Source organism: Frankia sp. Allo2 (assembly GCF_000733325.1).
GTDB lineage: Bacteria > Actinomycetota > Actinomycetes > Frankiales > Frankiaceae > Frankia > Frankia casuarinae.
Window position 1 is genome coordinate 66,279 of record NZ_JPHT01000016.1, and the last position, 17,939, is coordinate 84,217.

The 17,939-nt window shown below is 69.5% G+C and carries 13 protein-coding genes and 2 pseudogenes; 2 read left to right on the forward strand and 13 right to left on the reverse strand.

Annotated features, from left to right (window positions below; genetic code table 11):
* Window positions 1-5: 5 nt before the first annotated feature.
* Window positions 6-845: an isopenicillin N synthase family oxygenase gene (locus ALLO2_RS12885; protein ID WP_051875184.1), complete on the reverse strand. Its 840-nt coding sequence runs from the start codon at window positions 843-845 to the stop codon at window positions 6-8.
* The gene (locus ALLO2_RS12890; RefSeq protein ID WP_011436422.1) at window positions 842-2,014 is read right to left on the reverse strand and encodes a cobalamin-independent methionine synthase II family protein; all 1,173 of its coding nucleotides are present in this window, start codon (window positions 2,012-2,014) and stop codon (window positions 842-844) included. The genes ALLO2_RS12885 and ALLO2_RS12890 overlap by 4 nt, the downstream gene beginning before the upstream one ends.
* A gap of 247 nt (window positions 2,015-2,261) precedes the next feature.
* On the opposite strand from ALLO2_RS12890, the gene ALLO2_RS12895 reads away from it, so the two are divergent.
* Together ALLO2_RS12895 and ALLO2_RS12900 are read left to right on the forward strand one after the other, a co-directional pair.
* Complete coding sequence (locus tag ALLO2_RS12895) at window positions 2,262-4,475, forward strand: PQQ-binding-like beta-propeller repeat protein (protein ID WP_035732341.1); 2,214 nt, start codon at window positions 2,262-2,264, stop codon at window positions 4,473-4,475.
* Window positions 4,476-4,634: 159 nt separating this feature from the next.
* Entirely contained in the window at window positions 4,635-6,779 is a 2,145-nt protein-coding gene (locus ALLO2_RS12900; RefSeq protein ID WP_023841232.1) for a SpoIIE family protein phosphatase, read from the forward strand.
* Between the two features lie 108 nt (window positions 6,780-6,887).
* Here ALLO2_RS12900 and ALLO2_RS12905 read toward each other — a convergent pair whose 3' ends face one another.
* From ALLO2_RS12905 to ALLO2_RS24505, 11 genes and pseudogenes are all read right to left on the reverse strand, one after another.
* The gene (locus ALLO2_RS12905; RefSeq protein WP_011436419.1) at window positions 6,888-7,931 is read right to left on the reverse strand and encodes a S1C family serine protease; all 1,044 of its coding nucleotides are present in this window, start codon (window positions 7,929-7,931) and stop codon (window positions 6,888-6,890) included.
* 139 nt (window positions 7,932-8,070) lie between these two features.
* Window positions 8,071-9,162 carry an enolase C-terminal domain-like protein gene (locus ALLO2_RS12910; protein ID WP_011436418.1) on the reverse strand — a complete coding sequence of 364 codons (1,092 nt, stop codon included), beginning with the start codon at window positions 9,160-9,162 and terminating at the stop codon, window positions 8,071-8,073.
* A 352-nt stretch (window positions 9,163-9,514) separates the two neighbouring features.
* On the reverse strand, window positions 9,515-9,916 hold the full coding sequence (locus ALLO2_RS26425) for a hypothetical protein (protein WP_051623852.1): 402 nt from the start codon (window positions 9,914-9,916) through the stop codon (window positions 9,515-9,517).
* Between the two features lie 123 nt (window positions 9,917-10,039).
* Window positions 10,040-10,246, reverse strand: coding sequence for a hypothetical protein (locus ALLO2_RS25625; protein ID WP_023841235.1), 207 nt, complete (start codon window positions 10,244-10,246; stop codon window positions 10,040-10,042).
* 179 nt (window positions 10,247-10,425) lie between these two features.
* A complete protein-coding gene (locus ALLO2_RS12925; protein ID WP_023841236.1) occupies window positions 10,426-11,466 on the reverse strand; it encodes an SDR family oxidoreductase in 1,041 nt (346 codons plus the stop codon).
* A gap of 43 nt (window positions 11,467-11,509) precedes the next feature.
* Window positions 11,510-14,605 carry an FAD-binding and (Fe-S)-binding domain-containing protein gene (locus ALLO2_RS12930; RefSeq protein WP_035732343.1) on the reverse strand — a complete coding sequence of 1,032 codons (3,096 nt, stop codon included), beginning with the start codon at window positions 14,603-14,605 and terminating at the stop codon, window positions 11,510-11,512.
* 258 nt (window positions 14,606-14,863) lie between these two features.
* Window positions 14,864-15,121 carry a hypothetical protein gene (locus tag ALLO2_RS27250; RefSeq protein WP_023841238.1) on the reverse strand — a complete coding sequence of 86 codons (258 nt, stop codon included), beginning with the start codon at window positions 15,119-15,121 and terminating at the stop codon, window positions 14,864-14,866.
* Between the two features lie 67 nt (window positions 15,122-15,188).
* Window positions 15,189-15,383, reverse strand: a pseudogene (locus ALLO2_RS28265) (hypothetical protein); the annotation flags it as partial.
* 40 nt (window positions 15,384-15,423) lie between these two features.
* A complete protein-coding gene (locus ALLO2_RS12940) occupies window positions 15,424-16,035 on the reverse strand; it encodes a wax ester/triacylglycerol synthase domain-containing protein (RefSeq protein WP_035732345.1) in 612 nt (203 codons plus the stop codon).
* 332 nt (window positions 16,036-16,367) lie between these two features.
* Window positions 16,368-17,624, reverse strand: a complete 1,257-nt coding sequence (locus ALLO2_RS12945; protein WP_232235070.1) for a DUF2254 domain-containing protein — start codon at window positions 17,622-17,624, stop codon at window positions 16,368-16,370.
* A gap of 109 nt (window positions 17,625-17,733) precedes the next feature.
* A pseudogene (locus ALLO2_RS24505) lies at window positions 17,734-17,871 on the reverse strand (response regulator); the annotation flags it as partial.
* Window positions 17,872-17,939: the final 68 nt, after the last annotated feature.

Consider the following 17,939-nt stretch of genomic DNA (forward strand, 5'->3'; position numbering starts at 1 on the left):
TCAGGTCAGCTCTCGGCGGCGAGCAAATCTGCGTGGTGGAGTTGCGCGACGTCGGCGTGGGCACGCAGCCGCACCTTGAGGATGTTCTCGCCGTAGGTAGCGAGGATGGGGTTGTCCGGGTCAGCGCTGTGTCCGCCCGTTGCCTGGGCGGCAAGTTCGGCGGGCAGGTCGATGGGAGTGAGGGTGGCGTCCAGGCGCGGGTTGAAGAAGTAGATAACCGAGAATCGCCGCACGCCAGCGGGTGGGCTGATGACGCGGTGGACGGTGGCCTTGAGGTAGCCGTGGGTGGCGAGCTGCAGCATTTCGCCGAGATTGACGACCAGGGCGCCGGGCAGATGCGGGACGTCGAAGAAGCATCCGTCGCGCTCCNCCTGCAGTCCACCGACGGCGTCTTGCAGGACGAAGGTGAGCAGCCCGAAGTCCCGGTGGGTGCCAACGCCTTGATGATCGCAGCCAGGTCCGGACGGAGGGTAGTGGATGGCTTTGATGGTGGCCTCGCCNAGGTCGATCTCCTCGCGCCGGTCGGCCCGACCGTTCGTGAGTTCACCACCCAGTGGGGTGTAGCCACGGAAGTGTGGCGACCGGGTCATCGCGATCGCCATTCGATCGGCTTCGGGCAGAGCGAAGAACGCTCGGGTGACCTCCTCGACCTCCCGGAACAGGGTGTCACCGATGCCGTGCCCCACCAGGTAGAAGAAACNCACGTCATGGCAGGTCTCGCGCAGTCGCTCAAGGAACCGGCTGCGCACCGCGGGATCAGTGCCAGGGTCGAACTCGCGCAGGTCGAGCACCGGCAGCGCCGCGTCGTGCTCGGTCGTGCTGTGGGTCGGGGTGGTGCTGGTCATGACCACAGTCGATCGCTGGCCAGTCGAGCGCCGGCGGTGAGGGATTCGAGTTTCGCCCAGGCCAGGCTCTCGTCGACGGCGAGGAAGGTGGCGAAGGACGCGAAGCCGCAGTCGGTTCCGGGGATGACGCGCTCGCGGCCGACGATGTCGGCGAAGCGGGTGATGCGCTGGGCGATGAGTTCGGGGTGTTCGACGTAGACGCTGGAGGTGTCGATGACACCCGGGATGAGGACCTTCTGCTCGGGAATCTTCGCGTCGGCCAGCACCTGCCATTCATGTGCGTGGCGGTGATTGGCGGCCTCGAATACCAGCCCATCGGCCTTGAGCTGAATGATCGTGTCCAGGATGACGTCCAGGCCGACGTCCTTGTGGTGCGGGCCCTGGTAGTTGCCCCAGCACAGGTGCACCCGCACCCTCGCCGGGTCGATATTGCGTAGCGCGTGGTTGATCGCCTCAACGTGCACGCGCAGCCGGTCCAGGAATCCCTGCTCGGACAGGTGCGCGTACTGGATGTGCCGACCCATCGCCAGATCCGGGGCGTCGATCTGCAGGACCAGCCCGGCTGCGGTGATCGCCTCGTACTCGGCCCTCATTCCTTCGGCCAACGCGAACAGGTACTCATCCAAACTGGCATAGAACTGGTTCGGAAGATAGAGCGCGATAACTCCAGGTGACGCGGCATTCATGAACCGCTCGGTCGGCTGACCCGATCCTGCCGAGATTGAGCTGACGCCGGCTGCGAAGTTGGCCAGATCGGTATCGAGCAAGGCGGTGCCGGTGTAGCTGATCGGACCGGTACAGGTCGGTGTCGCGGTCTCCAAGCCGGCCAGGGAACGTTCGGCCATGCCAGGGTAGTCGTCCAGATCAGCGATCGACAGGCCGCCGCCCTCGGGAACGGCAACGTCCACGTCGAAACCGGTGAGGCGTTCTTTGACGTAGGTGGCGTACCCGATCTTGCTCATTTCGCCATCGCTGATCACGTCCAGCCCGACCTGCGCCTGATGGCCGACGACCACGCCAACCGCGTCCGCGATCCGCTCGGGCAGGTACTCGGCGTCCGCGACCGAGAGGGTCTCCTGTTCCCGGGCCCGGATCAGCTCGGCCAGCCCGGCCGGTCGGGGCAGGCTGCCGGTGTGCGTGGTCAGGATGCGGTCGCTGCTGAGTTTCATGACAGTTCCTCCATCAAGTGGACTAAGCGGTACAGACGGTTCCGGACAGCACCGGCCACCCGGACAGCCTCGTCGAGGCCGCCCCCTGTGACTGCGGTGGCAGCGCGAGGCCGGGTGGGGTCATGGCGGTGACACTGACAGGCCAAGGGAAACTTTATCTAAACAACATCTTACTTCCGTAAGGAAATTACATACATAATGATGCGAAGGGTTGTAAATGATCTATTGTCGGAGACTAGACTCAGGCATGCAGATCATCGGCGCCGTGCTCACCATCCACGGCAACGCGCTCGCAGGGATCGCGGTAAGCGACGGGCGGACCTGGACATTCACTCGCGACGACGGCTCGTTCAGCCTCCGCACCGTGCCGGGGCGCCCGGTCTGGGCCCGGCGCCCCAACGGCTGGACGGGCCGCTGGTGGCAGCACCCGGCAGCGGGGGAGCCGGTGCTGTTTCAGCTGCACCCAAGCCGCACCGGCAGCGATCCACAACCACCCTCGGCTCCCTCAGGGGAGCTGCGATTCGCGCACATCACGGACACGCATGTCAGCGCGATCGACGGCGACCCGTCCCAGGCGGTCGAGCTCGCCGCCCGCTACGGCGACCAGACGGACACCACCAGCGGCCTGCACCACGCGCTGCGGACCGCAGCCGACCACGGCGCGGCATTCGCCGTGATCACCGGTGACCTCACCGACCACGGCACACCCGAAGAGTTCAGGCGCGTACTCGACTCCCTCGCCGCAGCGCCGCTGCCGGTAGAGATCGTGCCGGGTAACCACGACCATTACGGCCACCGCCACCAACCCCACCCCAGCGACACCCCCCACGGTGGCGGGTTTCTCGGCGCGGCTACCCTCACCCGCTACGAGCAGGCCATGGGCCCGCGCTGGTGGTCAGCTGACCTGGCCGGCGTGCACCTCCTCGCCCTGGACTGGTTCAGCGCCTGGTGCGCGATCGATGACACCGATCAGCAACGCTTCATAATCACCGATCTCGCCACCCGAACCCCCGGGCTGCCAGTCGTCGTGCTCACCCACGACCAGCCCGACCACGACACACTCGAACTGATCCGCTACAGTGCCGCACCCGACAGCCTCCTCGCCGTCCTGTCGGGACATTGGCATGCCGACGCGCAGCGCAACGTCGGCGGCTGTCACCTGCTCAGCACGCCCGCAGCCAGCTTCGGCGGACTGGACTGGTCACCACCGCAGCTCCGCCTCATCNCCCTCNCCCCCGGCTTGAGAACTATGGATCTACGGCACGACACGATCCCGGCGCTACCGAAACCGCCACGGTCACCGACCACGTCTCGCGCCGATGCCCCGGCCTCGCCCCGCACCACCAGCCACTCGATCGGCGCCCATCAACATCTGGGCACCCTCGCGACCATCGCCGGCACCGTCATCGCACCGAGCACCGACACCCACGGCGCAGGACNCCTGACCCGCCTACACCCCTCCAACACCGGCAGTAACGACAGCCGAGTCGACGTGCTGTGGACGGTGCGCGCCGCAGACGACCCCATCACCGGCGTTCTCGCCGGCCATGACCAGATCCTGGCGTGCAGCCATGCGGGCACCCTCACCGCGCTCGCCCCAGCCACCGGCGCACCCCATTGGACCCGACACCTCCCACACCGGCAGCGACGCCGGCTGCTAGCCACCCCCATCCTCACCGCGGCGGGCCGGCTGATCGTCGGTGACGTCGGCGGCGTCACCTGCCTGGACCTCGACACCGGGGATATCGCCTGGCACCGCGACCAGCTCGGCCAGGTCGACACCCTGCTCACCTACGGAACCGGTCTGGCCACCGACCGCTTGGCCGTGCTGCCCCTCGGCGGCCCCACCCCGGGCCTGACCGCCCTGGACCTGCGCGACGGCACCATCACCTGGACCGATCCGCCCGGCACACCACCGCCCTCCAGCTCGCTGGTCGCCATTGACGGGACCGATGCGCTGCTGCTCCGTACCGCCGGACCCACCCTCGAGCGGCTGAACCTCTCCACCGGCCAGACTCGGTGGCGCACCACCCTGACCGGCCGCTTCTCCACAGCCGCTCCCCTGGTCACCGACGAGGCAATCGTGCTCGTCACCGGCGACGGCATCGCGCACCGGCTCGACCCGGATCACGGCGGCATCCTCGACCGCCAGCACCTGCACGGGCTGCGCCCCGCCTACGGTCCCTACCGGTCCACTGGTACCGGCGCGCCCACCACTGCCGTCCATACCCCACTCGGACCGATGATCGTGCTGCTCGATGGCAGTATCTGGCAACTGGACAGCCCCGCTGGTCCGCTNCTGGTCGGCGACGTCGCGGCGCCCGTCACCACCCAGCCTGTCCTGCTCGGATCGAACACCCTCGTCGTGCTCAGCACCGACGCGGTCGTTCACCTGCTCGACATCAACGCCACCGCAACCCGCCCCATGCTTGCCGGTCCGGCATCGCGGTCTGCCTCATGACCAGCGCCATCCGCAACCGAATTCTGGCACCTACCCGCGGGACCGCCACCCACCGTAGTCCCAGGCCTGATTTGATCCTAAGTTCCTGGGTATTAGACCAGGAGATGATCATTCCACACAGGGGGATGTGATTTAATGACGTCTGAGCCGAGGAGAACCTTGTCGGACGTTTCGTCGGACTACGCACTGGATGCCGGTTTCGATTCGCTACTGGGCACGCAACTGATCGATTTCAGTCCGACGGCGATGGTAATTATCGATCCGGATCTGCGGGTGCGACGGAGCAACCGGTCCTTTCGGGAAATATACGGCCTGTCTCCCGAGCAACTGGCGGGAACATCCATCCCCGAGCTGCTGCCGGATATGGACCCGCGGGTGTGGAAGCTTGCCCGGTGGGTCCTGGCCAGCGGTGAATCAGTTGAAGACACGGAGATCATCGGCAGGAGCGTGGCTTTCCCGCAGGAGGAACGCACCTGGCGCTTTTCGCACTTTCCGCTCCGGGACCGTGAGGGGGTGCCCGCGGCGGTTGGCGTGACGCTGGTCGATGTGACGGATCAGCGCCGTGCCGAGCGGAAGCATGCGGAAGCAGAGCGGCGACTGCGGCTGCTCACCCGGGCGAGCACACTCGTCGGGCGATCCCTGGAACTGGACGCCACACTGGCGAGTATAGCCGATTTTATGGTACCGGAATTCGCCGACACCTGCAGCGTGTACCTGCTCGACGAACCCCTTGACACAGACGCCCGACCGGAGCTGTTGGAATTGCGGCGCGCCATAAAAACACGCGTTTCCGGTCCGCCCCTGCAAAGTTGCGACATCCCGTTCTCAGCCGCCGGAGAGATCCTTTACTGCCACCGAAACTCTCCGATCTACCAAGCCTTTGCGTCGGGTCGCCCGTTTCACCACGCGGCCGACGATGAATCGTTGATCAGCGGATATCAGACTCCTGGATTCCTCGACTACTTCCGGCGGCTGCTGCTGCGTTGGGGGATCGCGGTGCCCCTGCTGGTGGGGCGCTACTTTCATGGGGTCATGGTTGTACATGTCGGCGTTTCCGGGCGTACCTACACCGACGACGACGTCGAGATGGCCGCCAACCTTGGTGGACGTATCTCAGCCGCCATCGCCAATGCCCGCGCGTACGCTCGCGAGCGGGAGGTTTCTGTCACGCTGCAGCGCAGCCTGCTTGCACCCGACATCCCGGCCGTGGCCGGAATGGACATCGCCTGGCGGTACGAGCCGGGCTCCCTTCCCGGCCGGTCGCCCTGCGCCGAGCCGGGTCCGCCGATCGACGCCGAGGTGGGCGGGGACTGGTTCGACCTCATCCCGCTCTCGGCGGGTCGGGTAGCTCTCGTCATCGGAGACGTGGCCGGCCGCGGNGTGACCGCCGCCGCCGTCATGGGTCAACTCCGCACCGCCAGCCGGGCGTTCGCCTCACTCGATCTGCCCGCCGACGACGTACTCACCCACCTGGACAACCTTGCCCAGACCATCGGGGCAGGGCCTGACGGTGCCTTGGCGAGCTGCGTCTACGCGATCTTTGAGCCCACCACCGCGACGATAGTCCTCGCCAACGCCGGCCACCCCCCTCCCGCCCTGCGTGATCCCGATGGCCGGGTCCGCCTCCTGACCGGCGGGGGCGGCGCGTTTCTCGGTATCGGCGGGCAAGTTTTCGTCCAGACCTGCTACCCGTTCCCCGTCGGGGCGACGCTCGCGCTCTACACCGACGGCCTCGTCGAGTCACGCGATATCGATATCTTCCAGGGAATCGGCCGGCTACAGCACGCTCTCGCGGACGCCGGCACCGCGGACGCCACCGCCGACCGGCTGATGCGCCTGGTCGATCAGGCCAATCGAGACGACGACGTGGCGCTCCTGCTCGTCCGGGCCGCCGCGGCCATCAACACTCGCACCCTTACCATCCCTCTCACCCTCGACCTCAGGGCCGTCGGACAGGCTCGCCACGCCGTCAACGCCGCGCTGCGTCGCTGGCAGCAGCCCGAAACCATCGAGACCGCGGAACTACTGGTGAGCGAGATCGTCACCAATGCGATCCGCTATTCCCGAGTCCCCGGCGAACTCGTGCTCCGCAGCGTCCCGACGGCCCTCTACATCGAGGTCTCCGACAGCGACAGTCACCTCCCCCGTGTCCTCCACCCCAACGAGCAGGAAGAACACGGTCGTGGCCTGATCCTCGTCGATGCACTCGCTGCCCGGTGGGGCACCCGCCCTACCCACTCCGGCAAGACGGTCTGGTGCCAACTCGACACCGGCACTGACACCGGCCCGGAAATCTTCACCTAGATCTCGTCCACGAACCCGCTGTCCCCAGGCGCGTGACGGCGCGTCGATGCATCCTCGGAAGCCCCGGGCCGAGCCCCGAGGTGGGACGCCGCATCGGCGGCGAAGCTCTCAGCCGGGCCGGTCGGACACCCTGACCTGCACTGTGTGGTCCCTGCCGTCTCGGTGGACGCCTAGCGTCACCATGTCACCCGGGGATACCTCGCGCAGCCTGGCGGAGAACTCCCCGGCGGAGGCGACCGACTTGCCGTTAAAGCTACGGATGACATCACCGGGTAGAACACCTGCCTTGCCCGCGGGCCCGCCGCGCACGACGGCCAGCACGAGCGCCCCGGCACGCACGTCCAGTCCGAGCCGCTCAGCGATCGCCGAGGTGAGGGTGGCGAGCTGGACGCCAACGAAGGCGTGCTTCACGGTCCCGGTGCGCAGCAACTGCTCAACGGCGTCAACCGCGGTCGCGGACGGTATCGCGAAGCCCAGCGACGAGGCTCCGGTCGACGGTGGGATGTAGGCCTCGTTGATGCCCACGACCCGGCCCTGGCTGTCCAGCAGCGCCCCGCCGGAGTTACCGGGCGAGATCGCCGCATCGGTCTGGATAAGGTCCACCAGCGGCCGCCCCTGCCCACCCTGCTGACCGGATACGGGCAGGTTCCGGTTCACGCCGGAGATGATCCCGGCGGTGACGCTGTTCTCGAATCCCAGCGGGCTGCCGATCGCCACCGCCAACTCGCCCACCTGGGGCAGATCCTTACGGAACGTCGCGGCGGGTAGGCCGGTCCGGTTCACCTTCACCACGGCGATGTCGCTGATCTCATCGGCGGCCTGTACCCGACCGGCCACCCGGCGGCCGTCGGCGAAGGCCACCTCGGCCTTTCCACCGGATGCCTGGGCAATCACATGCTGGTTGGTGACGATGACACCGTCGGCGCGGTAGACGATGCCGCTGCCCAGCTCGTTCCCGACCAGGATGGTGACAACGGACGGCTCGACGTCGGAGACGATGCCCGCAACGGCGCCGAGCCCGGCTCTGTCCGCGGCGGCGGCCCGGTCCGCCGTCGGNGAGCCGGGCCCGCCGCCAGTACCGCAGCCGGTGGCGCCCACCAGCATCGCGGCAGCGGCGACGATCCCACTGATCCAGCCGGTCAACCGGCTCACGCTCCTGCCATACCCGCCAGAAGCTCCTGCCATACCCATCAGAACAGCCCGAACGCACAGCGGGCGGGGCCGGCGCACACAGCCCAGCGCATCGACCCGTCCGGCCCGGTGCTGTGGTCCGCCTCGCCGTACGCCGCGGTCATCGGACCCGGAACCGTTCGGCGTCCCGCTGCCGCACCGACAGGCCCAGGCCGCACCGCGACCGATCCGGGACCAGCGTCCCGTCCGGCCGCGCATCGAGGACCCCGTCGAACAGCAGATGTTCGACCCGGACGTGGTCGTGGAAGTACTCGAGGTGCCGCAGATGCCACACCGCGGTGCAGGCGTGCACGCTGACCTGCGGCGCACAGTGGGCGGACAGGTCGATCCCCCGCGCGTCGCACAGCGCCGCCGCCCGCAGGAACCCGCTGATGCCGCCGCAGCGGGTGACGTCCACCTGCAGGCAGTCGACAGCACCCGCGGCCAGCATCCGTTCCAGACCGGACAACGTGTAGCCGTACTCGCCGGCCGCGATGTCCATCCCCGCCGGGCCGCGGTCCCGCAGCAGCCGCAACCCCTCCAGGTCGTCGGAGCTGACCGGCTCCTCGAACCAGCGCACATCCTGCTCCGCGAAGATCTCCGCCAGCATCAACGCCTGCTTGCGGCTGTACGCCCCGTTCGCGTCCACATAGAGCTCGACGTCGGATCCGACTGCCCGCCGGGCCACAGCCACCCGCTTCCGGTCCTCCGCCGGGTCCCGGCCGACCTTCATCTTCACCCGCGGGATACCCGCCGCCGCCCAACCCGACAACTGATCGCAGAGCTGGCTGTCCGGATAGGACGTGAAGCCGCCACTGCCGTAGATCGGGACCCGGTCGTGCACCGCGTCCAGCGCCACCACCAGCGGGACACCGAGCAGCCGCGCCTTGAGATCCCACAGCGCTATGTCCACCGCCGAGATCGCCTCTGCGGCCATGCCGGGACGGCCGATGTTCCGCACCGCCGCCTGCATCGCCGACCAGCAGGCACCGACCCGCAACGCGTCCCGGCCAGTCACCACCGCCGCCAACTTTCCCGCGACGACATCCGCGGCAGCGAGATGGCAGTAGGTGTAGCCCAGACCGGCCTGGCCGCCGGTCCGGACCGTCACCACCACCAGGGTGACGGAACCCCACTCCAGCGTCCCGTCCGACTCGGGCTGCTCGGTCGGCACCAGGTAGGCGGCGACCTCCACGCTCTCAACCGCTGGCATGCCTGCTGTCTCCCCGAAACCGCGGCCCGCCACGCCTACCCGGTCGCCCAGGCTGCTGCCCCGGGACGGGGTGGGCGAGGTTGGCTTCCGTGGCCACGGAAGATCCGCCAGGCTCGCGGGGCTGGGCGGCCCTCCGGCACGAAATCCTCCTCCGAACGTTCACCTTGGCTGGCGAAGCCAGGAGACAACCTCGGCCCCCGCGACCCGCCGGTCACCTCAAGGCACCGGCGGCAGCCGCACCAGCCTTCGGCGGGACCGAGTCACCAGGGCGGTGCCGGCTCTGCCGGCGAGCGCCCAGGCGGTACTGCGAGACTTGCAGGCCAGTCTGATCAGCCAGATCCGGACAGGCTGGCTATGGCTGGCGGCAGCGCCGATGCTGGGCGGCTGCGCCCTCGGTCTGGCCGGGGCCGTCGCCCGCACCCCGCGCGGCCCGTCCCCTCGCCGCGGAGACCTCCTGCAGGGTTGGCTGCTCGGCCGCGAACGCTGACGCCGCGAACGCCGACGCCACCACGGAGTCGGCCAAGGCCAGCCGGCGGTGCCCGGGAACGGCCGCGGCGAAAGCGAGCATGCTCGCGGCATGCAGGCAGTCCGCAGCGACGCCAAGCCGGCCCGGCGGTAGCAGGCTCTGGACGAGATGGCGGGCTCCCAGCACCCGCACGGCTGCCGGCCGGGCGCGGCTGGAGGAGTGGCCGCCCGCGGCCCGCAGAACCAGCCCGGGCTGCGCCACCAGCAGGATCCCCCACCCGGTCCGCATGGCCCTGAGCGCCGCCCACCCGGTCCGACCGATCCGCCACATTGTTGGTCCCGCACATTGTTGGTCCCGCGGCTGGTTCCNGGCCGNGGGACACCGCCTCGGTTGCCACGATCCGTACCGTGGTCAGGTCCCCTGTTCGGACCGCTCCCGCTGCTCGTGGCCTTCGGCTTCCCTCTCGTGGGCCTGAGCCTGAGCCCGGGCCTCTTCCGCCTCGCGCTGCTCCCGGCCCTTCTCCTCCTGCTGCTGCCCCTCCTGCCGCAGCCCTTCGCTGCCGGTCACATCGGCTGCCGCTTTCTTGATCTTGCCTTTCGCCTCTTCGAATGCGCCCATGAGTGAGTGTTCCCTCCTGACTGACTTTTTTGGCAATCTTGGTGCCACCTACGGCGGCCGATCTGCACGGGCCGCCAAGGTAAGCGTTCCCACCTGGGCGGACGTTCTCCCCTACCGCTGGGATTCGTCAGGCAACCGAAAGATCAACAGGCTGGCCCGGCGCGCCCGTCGCCGGCCCCCTACCGGTGCCGGGGCATCCGGTCGGCCCCGACTCCCATGCCGGCCCCGACTCCCATGCCGGCCGCGGTGACCACGGCGGCGAGCACCCCGCGGCGGTGCTGGCTGAGCCAGAGTTCCGGGCTGTGGGCGTGGGCGCGGTCGTCGAAATCGCCGTGCGCGCCGTGGTCGCCGGGCACCGGGTAGAAGATGTTCTCGCCGAGCATCGGGTTGTGGTCGTCGGGTGCCTGCTGGCTGGCGTAGCCGGTGCGGGCGAGGTAGCGGTCCAGCAGGGCGGGCGCGATCCGGTTGCCAAGGATGGTGGCGACGGTGGAGACGCCGACCCACATGCTGCGCCGTGGGTGCTCGGCCGCGTGGACCACCGCACGCGCGCCCACCTCGGGCTGGTAGATCGGCGGGACGGGCCGCGGGNGGNGACGCAGCCGGGAGCACACCCAGTTGAACTGGACGGTGTTGAGCGCGGGCATGTGTACCATCACAACCCGCACGTTGCTGCCGTCGTGCAGCAGTTCGGTCAGCACCGACTCGGTGAAGCCGACGATGGCGTGCTTGGCGCCGCAGTAGGCCGACTGCAACGGGATACCGCGGAAGGCGAGGGCGGAACCCACCTGGATGATCACCCCGTGGTCACGTGCCATCATGTGCCGCAGCGCCGCACGGGTTCCGTTGACATGGCCCAGGTAGGTGGTGACTGTGGCGCGTTCGAACTCCTCCGGGGTGATCTGGGGAAAGGGAGCGAAGACGCTGGCCATCGCGTTGTTGACCCAGACGTCGACCGGCCCCAGCTCCGCGCGCGCCCGCTCGGCGGCCTCCTGCACGCCCGCGGCGTCGGCGACGTCCGCGGGCAGCGCGAGGCCGCGCCGGCCCGCCGCCGCCACGTCCGCTACCGCACCGGCCAGACCATCCTCGCCACGGGCCAGGACACCCACGTCGTAGCCGCGGCGCGCGAACTGCCGGACGATCGCCCGACCGAGCCCCGCCGAACCCCCGGTGACCACCACCACTCCGCGCCGGCCGCCCGGCTGGTCAGCTGATCTCCGCATCATCCCTCCGTCCAGTGCCGCGATACGTCCAGTGCCGGGATATTCAGTGGTCACGGATCCGCTGTCCCGCGGCGCGGGCGGCCAGGCCGCCTGCGGCCGCCGCGGCAACGCCGAGACCGGGCAATACCGCCAGCGACGCGGCCCGTGGCGACGAGGGCCGCTCGACAGCCTGCTCCGGCCGGGCTGCCGGCACGTCGCCGAACCGGGCCATGGCCACCACTTCGGCGAGATGGACGGCCTGCCGCCCACCGGCCTCGCCCTGCTCGATCTGTGTGCGGCAGCTGAAGCCGTCCGCCAAGACCAAGGCGCCGTCGGGCGCGTCGCGCAGGGCGGGAAACAGCACCCGCTCCCCGCAGGCCTGTGACACGTCGTAGTGGCCCCGCTCGAAGCCGAAGTTGCCCGCGAGTCCGCAGCAGCCCGAGTCCAGCACCCGCGGGNCCATCCCCATCTCGCGCATCAGCGCGGTGTCCGCGTTGAAACCCAGCACCGCGTGCTGGTGGCAGTGGGTCTGGACCATCGCGGGCCGGCCCAGCGACGGAGGTTGCCAGCCGGGCGTTCGGTCGTACAGCAGCTCGGCGAAGGTCAGGGTCTGCTGGCGCAGCCGGGAGACGTCGGGGTCGCGCGGGAACAGTTCCTCGGCGTCTGAGCGGAAGACCGCCGTACAGCTCGGTTCGAGCCCGACGATCGGCGTCCCGGCCCGCAGGTACGGATGCAGCAGCCGGGTCGTGCGCCGCAGCACCCGCTGCGCGGTGGCCAGCTGGCCCGTGGAGATCCAGGTCAGGCCGCAGCACACCGTCCCGCCGGGCGTCACGACCCGCCAGCCGGCGTCCTCCAACACCTCGATCGCCGCCTGCCCGATGTGCGGGTGGAAGCGGTTGGTAAAGGTGTCCGGCCAGAGCACCACCTCGCCCCGCCGGCCGGATCCTCGCGGCCCGCGCCGGGCGTACCAGGCCTGCAGGGACTCGGACGCGAACGGCGGGATGGCCCNTGCCCNGGCCACCCCGCCGGCGAGCTTCACCAGGTCGGTGAGCCCGGGCGCGGTCGCGAGCGCGTTCACCGTCCGGGGCGCCAGGGAAGCGAGCCTGGCGGCCAGCGGCAGCCATCCCATCGAGTAATGAGCCAGCGGCCGGATGCGCCCCGCATAGTGGTGGGCCAGAAACTCGGCCTTGTAGGTGGCCATGTCCACGTTCACCGGGCAGTCGCTCTTGCAGCCCTTGCAGGCCAGGCACAGGTCGAGCGCGTCGCGCACCGCTGTCGAGCGCCAGCCGTCGCGGATCGGCGAGTCCGGGTGGCCCGCCAGCATCTCGAACAGCAGCCGGGCTCGGCCCCGAGTCGAATGCTCCTCCTCCCGGGTGACCATGTAGGACGGGCACATCACACCGCCGCCCTCGCGGCGGCAGCGGCCGACCCCGACGCAGCGCAGCACCGCCCGGCTGAAACTGCCCCCGTCATGTGGGTAGCGGAAGAAGGTCTCCGTCTCGGCGGGTTCCCAGTCCGCGCCCAGCCGCAGTTTGTCGTCAATCGGATAGGGAGCCACGACCTTGCCGGGGTTCATCCGGTTCCCCGGATCGAAAATCGCCTTGAACTGACCGAACGCGCGGACGATGTCCGCGCCGAACATCTTCGGCAGCAGCTCGCCGCGCTGCTGGCCGTCGCCGTGCTCCCCGGACAGCGACCCACCATAGGAGGCGACCAGGTCCGCGGCCCGTTCCAAGAACTCCCGATAGCTGCCCACCCCAGAGGCGGTGACCAGGTCGAACGGGATCCGGCTGTGCACGCAGCCCTGCCCGAAATGGCCGTAGAGCGACGCCTCGGAGAACCCGAACTCGCCGTACAGCTTGCGTAGGTCGCGCAGGTAGTCGCCGAGCCGGTCCGGGCTGACCGCGCTGTCCTCGAACCCGGGCCAGGTATCCGGCAGGCCCGGCACCCGGGNAGTCGCGCCCAGTCCCGCCTCCCGCACCTCCCACAGCTCGGCCTCCCGGGCCGGGTCGTCGAAGAACGACGCCACCGGCGGATGCGGCGAGGAGCACAGGTCGTCCAGCATCGCCCGGGCCTTGCGGTCGGCCTCCTCGGTTGTCTGGCCGCCGAACTGCACGAGCAGCCAGCCGGCCGATCCCTCGGGCAGCAGCGCCAACGCCTCCGGGTACAGGTGCTTCTCCCGCTCGAAGTGGATCAGCCTGTCGTCCAGGCCCTCCAACGCGATCGGGTCGTGCGGCAGCACCCGCCGTACCGCGTCCCCGGCCGCGGCGATGTCCGGGTAGCCGAGCACGACCAGCGACTGTGCCGGCACCACCGGCACCAGTTCCAGCTCGGCCCGCAGCACCGTGACCAACGTCGACTCGCTGCCGACCAAGGCCCGCGCGACATGGAAGTGCTTTTCTGGCAGCAGGCTGTCCAGGTTGTAGCCGGACACCCGCCGCGGCACCTCCGGATAGCACCGCCGGATCTCGGCCAGATAGTGGTCCCGCAGCTCCCGCACCTGCCGGTACACCTGCGCCCGACGGCCTCCCGCACGCACGGTCTCGACATACTCATCGTCGGATGTCTCCCCCACCCACATCCGGGTCCCGTCATACAGCAGCACCTCCAGGCGGGCGATGTTGTCCACCACCTTGCCGGCCCGCTGTGCCGTCGACCCGCACGAGTTGTTCCCGATCATCCCGCCGAGGGTGCAGTGGTTGTGCGTGGCCGGCTCCGGCCCGAACCGCAGCCCATGCGGCGACAGCAGGTCGTTGAGATGGTCCAGTACAACGCCCGGCTCCACCACGCACCGCCGGCCATCCGGATCCACCGACAACAGCCCGGTGCAGTACTTCGACCAGTCAATCATCACCGCCGCGTTCGTCGACTCCCCCGCCAGGCTCGTCCCCCCACCCCGCGACAGCACCGGCGCGTCATGCTCCCGGCACACCGCGACCGCCTCGGCACCCGCCTCCACCGACCTCGGTACCACCACCCCGATCGGCACCTGCCGGAAATTGGACGCGTCCGTCGAATACGCCCCCCGGGTGCCGGCGTCGAACCGCACCTCACCATCCACCCGCGCCGCCAGATCCCGCTCCAACGCCGCCGCGCTCACACCACCAGAACGCATCGCCCGGACCCGCCGTACCGGGTCAGGAAGCCGGACCGCGGTCATATCGGCCGCCCCGCGCCCATTCCCGCGCCAGGCCTGATCCCCAGGTCGATCGGGAAGTCGCGCATACCCACCCCTCTCCTGCGAGCGTCCCGCACCGACTCTCCGTCAGGCACTCTCCGTCAGGCACTCTCCGTCAGGCACTCTCCGTCAGGCACTCTCCGTCAGGCACTCGACAGGCCACCGCCTCGGCCATTCCCGCACCGGCGACCGGCCAACCATCCGCCCCCACCCACGGCCGCTCCCGGCTACACGCCGTCCTTACGGGTCACCGGCATCGCCCGGGCGACGCCAGCCGCGGCCAGCCCACTCGATCGAGATTGGGCGCCCCTGGTAGCCGGCCGAGGCGGACCCCGTCCCAGGGGCGCGCGCCGGGGCGCTCACCTCGCGACGCAGCTGGTCCAGCCCGGCGGACAGCCGCCCGGCCAGGTCCGCCGTCGGCGGCACAAGGCTGGGATCCGTCGTCACCGAGAGGCAGAGTTCGTCCTGCCAGCCGAGTGCCCCCACCGCAAGCGGCACGCCTTCGGCGAGGGGGGACCAGCGGGTAGGTGTCGAGCAGTGGCAGGCCGACGAACTCCCGCGGGCCCGCCGCGCCTGGAAGGTTCGATACGATCATTCCAATATGCCGACCCTGATAGACGCTGCGAGCCGCGGGTCCGCGCAGCGGCGCCGGCAGGGCACCTATCNCCCGCAGGGCCGCGCCGGCCGCGAGGATCCGCCCCGGGCGCCGCGCCCGCCGGCCACCGGCGGTAATCGCCCGCAACCGCCAGGACACTGGCATCGGGTCGAGCGGCAGGTCAANCTGCACCNCCGTGGTCGCGTTACCCAGGTCGTCGCCGATGGCGGTGCCTGTCGTGCGCAGAGAGATCGGCGTGATGGCACGGACCGCCGCACCGCACGGCTGGCCCTGCTCGGCCAGCAGCTGGGCCAGCCTGTGCCACCATGGCGAGCAGGACGTCGGTCACGCGGGCGTTCGCGGCCCGCGCGACTGCCCGAACCTCGGGCAGTCGCAGCCGCACCATCCGCACCCGGCGAGCCGGTCCCGATCGCCCAGACCAGGGGAAGGGGGGCGCGGCTCCGTCCAGCCCGAGCCGCACCATGCCGGTGGTCACGGCCGCCCATCGCGCGGGCGCGGGCGAGGCGGACAGCGAATCCGGCCGCACGGCTCCGGGCTGCCGGGTCACCTCGCGGACATGCCAGGACAGGTCGATACTCCGGGCCAGTTCCCATCTGTAGCCGGACAACGGCCCCGGCGACACGACTCGTCGCAACATCGGGGGAATATCCGCCAGGCGCCGAGCGACATGGGCGCGGATGTCGGCGAGCGTGGGCGAGGAGCTGCCGGGGAGGAGTCTCAGAACCGCGACGCCCCCGACCTGCTGCGGGCTGCGGGGGCCTTCCACCTCGAGGAAGAAGGCATCGGTCGCGGGCATTCGGCGCCGTTCCCGCGGCTGGCTGTATCCCGGCCCCTCCGGACGAGCTCGCGCCCCCGCCCCGCCGGGGCCTGCAACTCACCTTCCTGATCATGATGGCTCCCATGGTGGCCGCCGGCCTCGTCGGTCTCCGGGCGCTACGCACCTATCCCCGAGACGTCACCACAGCCGCGCAGTACGAGGACCGCCACCACTGACCGCGGCAACCGCCAAGCATCCCCGATCGCACACCTCATCCATCAGCACACCCATCGGCGACGTTCACCGGCGGTGAGAAGGTGACGTCTGGGCAGTCACGGGAGGGGATGCAACGGGACATCTAGCCGTCCCGGTCAGCCTTTCCTGGCGGCGAGGCGGCGCTCCAAGCGGGTGACGCGGCAAGCGATGCGCGCCCGGTGCTCAGGCCGAGCCTGCTCGTACACGTCGCGCAGCATGAGGCGCAGCCGGGAGAGCACCCGTGGGGAGTCCTGCGCCCACCGGCTAATGTCGTCCACGCCGATCCGCAGGTAGTCCTCGAGATCGGGTTCCGGCACCACGAGCCGCGGCTGGCCGTCCCGGTCAGTATGGGCCCGGGGCGTCAGGTGCCGCGTGACAAGCCGGCGTAGCAGATCATGCACCTGATCGACCGCCGCCACCGCGGTCGTATGGTCGTTCATGGCTGGTGACAGGGCGCGTTCCGCGATATCGGCCAGCTGCCGGAAGCCGAACGCAATGTCCTGCTCCATGCTCCGCTCGATCTCGATATCCACCGCGTCAATCACGGCCTGCCGGTCGAGGTCTCCGCGGAGGCCGTCGGCGGGGCCATCGTGCACGGTGAACAGCGGCATCCCGGCAGCAACGAAATCACCGATCTTTGGCACGAGCACAACCAGACAATTAGCCTGCGAGGCAGCCCGAACCACCGGTCGGTCTCGCACCACGGCGATAATACCGTTCCGCGGGGCGCTTATGATCTTATATCTTGGGCTGCGCGCGGCCGTCGGCAGAGGTACCGAGGATACGGAGCCGACGCCATCGAAGCGGCGAGCGATGCATCGGCGGGTCTGCGTGCCGATCGAGGCCAAGATCTGCGACACCCGGACCGCATTGGTCACGTGGTGGATATAAGCGATGAAGAGCACAACGCTGATGAGTACCAGCAGAACCGACAGAGTGACAGCCGTCCGCGGCACAAACGACCGGGCCGTGTCCGCGCCGCGGACCGAGCGCAGGACCGCCAGCGCATAGACGAAAGTCGCAACGAAGACACCCAGTGCCAGTTGGGTGAGGCGATCCTGAAGGAAGGTCCGCAGCACCCGAGGCGAGAACTNGCCACTGGTCAGCTGCAGCGTCACGATCGTGATCGAGAACACCAGCGCGGTAAACGAGATCATGGAGGAGGCGACCGCGGACAACACGGANCGTGCACCGTCCGGCCCGCCGCTGAACAGGAACGGCAGCGCGGCGGACAGCCCCCGCTCATCCAGCCAGGGAACCGAAACGGCAAGACCAACCGCCAAGGCGGTACACAGGGCCGGAATCGTCCAGAAGCTGGTCCACAGCCGGCGCGCGCGGGACCGCCACATGCCTTGTTGCCGCGCGGACAGCATGGCCAGGAGATGCCCGTCAGCTGCCCGGCTGACCCGCAGGTGAGGCGCGCGTCGCGGCCGTCCCGAAGGACCACCCCCTCCGCGCAACGGATCTCCAGGGGGCCGACGGTCAGCGCCCGCGGCTCACCAGGCCCGGCAGGTCCCCTGAGGTACGCAGGCGACGGCACACCTCCAAACCATCCATGCCCGGCAACATCAGGTCGAGCAGAACGGCGTCCACCGGATGCGCGGCAACCTCCACCAGGGCCGCCTCGCCCGTAGCCGGCTATCGTCGCCCCGCCCAAGCCGTTACCATCGACCTTCCCACCCAGCAGA

Bases quoted from the DNA above. Each gene is read 5' to 3' on its own strand.
- ALLO2_RS12890 (WP_011436422.1), bottom strand. From the start codon at position 2,014: ATGAAACTCAGCAGCGACCGCATCCTGACCACGCACACCGGCAGCCTG.
- ALLO2_RS12910 (WP_011436418.1), bottom strand. From the start codon at position 9,162: ATGCCAGCGGTTGAGAGCGTGGAGGTCGCCGCCTACCTGGTGCCGACC.
- ALLO2_RS26425 (WP_051623852.1), bottom strand. From the start codon at position 9,916: ATGCGGACCGGGTGGGGGATCCTGCTGGTGGCGCAGCCCGGGCTGGTT.
- ALLO2_RS25625 (WP_023841235.1), bottom strand. From the start codon at position 10,246: ATGGGCGCATTCGAAGAGGCGAAAGGCAAGATCAAGAAAGCGGCAGCC.
- ALLO2_RS12940 (WP_035732345.1), bottom strand. From the start codon at position 16,035: ATGCCCGCGACCGATGCCTTCTTCCTCGAGGTGGAAGGCCCCCGCAGC.